This is a genomic window from Phaeobacter sp. CAU 1743 (assembly GCF_039839315.1).
GTDB classification, from domain to species: domain Bacteria; phylum Pseudomonadota; class Alphaproteobacteria; order Rhodobacterales; family Rhodobacteraceae; genus Phycobacter; species Phycobacter gallaeciensis_A.
The window spans coordinates 175,360-178,184 of the sequence record NZ_JBDOQR010000002.1; the positions used below are offsets into that span (position 1 = coordinate 175,360).

The following is a 2,825-nucleotide window of genomic DNA, read 5'->3' on the forward strand; positions in this document are numbered from 1 at the left end:
GAAAGCAGGTGGGACGACCAAAACAACCAGGAGGTTGGCTTAGAAGCAGCCATCCTTTAAAGATAGCGTAACAGCTCACTGGTCTAAATAAGTTGTCCTGCGGCGAAGATGTAACGGGGCTCAAGCCATGAGCCGAAGCCGAGGATGCACATAGTGCATGGTAGCAGAGCGTAGTGTGACATAGTCTCATGTCTCCTTACTTCCTTCGGGAAGATTGGAGACAAGAGGCTTTCGATGAAGCCGGGGCGTGAGCCATCCGGTGGAGAGATCACTAGCGAGAATGATGACATGAGTAGCGACAAAGAGTGTGAGAGACACTCTCGCCGAAAGTCCAAGGGTTCCTGCTTAAAGCTAATCTGAGCAGGGTAAGCCGGCCCCTAAGCCGAGGCCGAAAGGCGTAGGCGATGGGAACCAGGTTAATATTCCTGGGCCAGGAGGATGTGACGGATTGCGACTGTAGTTCAGCCTTATCGGATTGGTTGGGCTGCTGAGCAGTCCCTGGAAATAGCCCTCCATCAGACCGTACCCTAAACCGACACAGGTGGACTGGTAGAGAATACCAAGGCGCTTGAGAGAACGATGTTGAAGGAACTCGGCAAAATACCTCCGTAAGTTCGCGAGAAGGAGGCCCGGGTTCAAGGCAACTTGGATCCGGGGGCACAAACCAGGGGGTGGCGACTGTTTATTAAAAACACAGGGCTCTGCGAAGTCGCAAGACGACGTATAGGGTCTGACGCCTGCCCGGTGCCTGAAGGTTAAAAGGAGGAGTGAGAGCTCCGAATTGAAGCCCAGGTAAACGGCGGCCGTAACTATAACGGTCCTAAGGTAGCGAAATTCCTTGTCGGGTAAGTTCCGACCTGCACGAATGGCGTAACGACTTCCCCGCTGTCTCCAACATCGACTCAGCGAAATTGAATTGCCTGTCAAGATGCAGGCTTCCCGCGGTTAGACGGAAAGACCCCGTGCACCTTTACTACAGCTTCGCACTGGCATCAGGATTGTGATGTGCAGGATAGGTGGTAGGCATCGAAACCAGAACGCTAGTTCCGGTGGAGCCTCCCTTGAGATACCACCCTTCGCACTCTTGATGTCTAACCGCGGTCCGTTATCCGGATCCGGGACCCTGCGTGGCGGGTAGTTTGACTGGGGCGGTCGCCTCCTAAAGCGTAACGGAGGCGCGCGAAGGTTGGCTCAGAGCGGTCGGAAATCGCTCGTTGAGTGCAATGGCAGAAGCCAGCCTGACTGCGAGACTGACAAGTCGAGCAGAGACGAAAGTCGGCCATAGTGATCCGGTGGTCCCGAGTGGAAGGGCCATCGCTCAACGGATAAAAGGTACGCCGGGGATAACAGGCTGATACTGCCCAAGAGTCCATATCGACGGCAGTGTTTGGCACCTCGATGTCGGCTCATCTCATCCTGGGGCTGGAGCAGGTCCCAAGGGTACGGCTGTTCGCCGTTTAAAGAGGTACGTGAGCTGGGTTTAGAACGTCGTGAGACAGTTCGGTCCCTATCTGCCGTGGGTGTAGGATACTTGAGAGGAGTTGCCCCTAGTACGAGAGGACCGGGGTGAACGATCCACTGGTGGACCTGTTATCGTGCCAACGGTAGTGCAGGGTAGCTATGATCGGAAAGGATAACCGCTGAAGGCATCTAAGCGGGAAGCCCCCCTCAAAACAAGGTATCCCTGAGGGCCGTGGAAGACCACCACGTCAATAGGCCGGAGATGTAAGTGCAGCAATGCATTCAGTTGACCGGTACTAATCGCCCGATAGGCTTGATCTGTTCCAGTAACAGACAGTCTCGTAAACACCAAAAAGCAAAACAAAACTTGGACAAAACGTTGATAGATAAGCCTCGCGCTTTTGGAAAACGACCCGTGACATAACGGAGCTCACAATACCAAATGCAGGAGGCTTTTGGTATTTACTCGGTTTGGTGGTCATAGCACGAGCAAAACACCCGGTCCCATCCCGAACCCGGAAGTTAAGTGCCGTCGCGCCAATGGTACTTGGGCTTAAGCCCTGGGAGAGTAGGTCACCGCCAAACCTAGTAAATACCAAAAAATCTCTCTAACGATCACAACCAACAATCGCCGCGGGATGGAGCAGCCCGGTAGCTCGTCAGGCTCATAACCTGAAGGTCGCAGGTTCAAATCCTGCTCCCGCAACCAAATATAACGCACAACGCCGCCTCTTTTGAGGCGGCGTTGTGCGTTATGAGATACCTCGGGGCATGCCAGCCCCACCCTGGAAATCAATCCCCGAAGAGCCTCTGCCGAACGGCACCGATGGTAGCCCACGGATGCACCGGGACCTTATCGACGACGTCCTCCGGATCGCGCGCGACCGCACGGCCCGTTTGATGCGGGAGAATGGCCTCGTAGCCCGTCAAAAGCAGCGGTTCAAGCAGACCGGGGACAACGAACACGCCTGGCCGGATGCCGCGAACCTGACCGCGCAGGACCGCCTCTAGCTTCCGGTCGTACTCGATCTCCACTCGCGGCGGGTCGCTGGCTGGGCGATGAGTGATCGGCTGAAGCGTAGCCTCGCCGTAGAGGCTACGCACCGCGCCATTGTGAACCGCGACCCTGCGCCGGGGGCTGATCCACTATTCCGATCGTGGATCGCAATACTTCTCTGTCGACTATCAAGCCGCTCTCCGAAAACGCGGCATCCTGATCTCCATGCGCGGGAAGGGGAACTAGGGTCTGTGGACATTCAGGATTCCCAAGCTGGCTGAAATCTGATTCAAGCTTCCAAAATGGAGGTTTGAATGAACGAAGAGCGGTTTGTGTTGACAGATGAGGTCTGGGTCCGCCTTGCGCC

At 55.5% G+C, this 2,825-nt stretch carries 1 protein-coding gene, 1 tRNA gene and 2 rRNA genes (1 of these 4 running past the window's edge); all 4 read left to right on the forward strand.

The genetic code is table 11. From position 1 onward, the window contains the following. Nucleotides 1-1,782, forward strand: a 23S ribosomal RNA gene (locus AAFO90_RS01670) (it extends 1,045 nt beyond the left edge of the window). Between the two features lie 149 nt (nucleotides 1,783-1,931). Beyond that, nucleotides 1,932-2,046 (forward strand): 5S ribosomal RNA (rrf, locus tag AAFO90_RS01675). Nucleotides 2,047-2,093: 47 nt separating this feature from the next. Then, a tRNA-Met gene (locus AAFO90_RS01680) sits at nucleotides 2,094-2,170 on the forward strand. Between the two features lie 62 nt (nucleotides 2,171-2,232). Further along, the gene (locus AAFO90_RS01685; RefSeq protein WP_347508288.1) at nucleotides 2,233-2,472 is read left to right on the forward strand and encodes an IS3 family transposase; all 240 of its coding nucleotides are present in this window, start codon (nucleotides 2,233-2,235) and stop codon (nucleotides 2,470-2,472) included. Nucleotides 2,473-2,825: the final 353 nt, after the last annotated feature.

What these genes read in the sequence shown, in the direction of transcription:
- AAFO90_RS01685 (WP_347508288.1), top strand. Translation starts at nt 2,233, where the DNA reads ATGCCAGCCCCACCCTGGAAATCAATCCCCGAAGAGCCTCTGCCGAAC.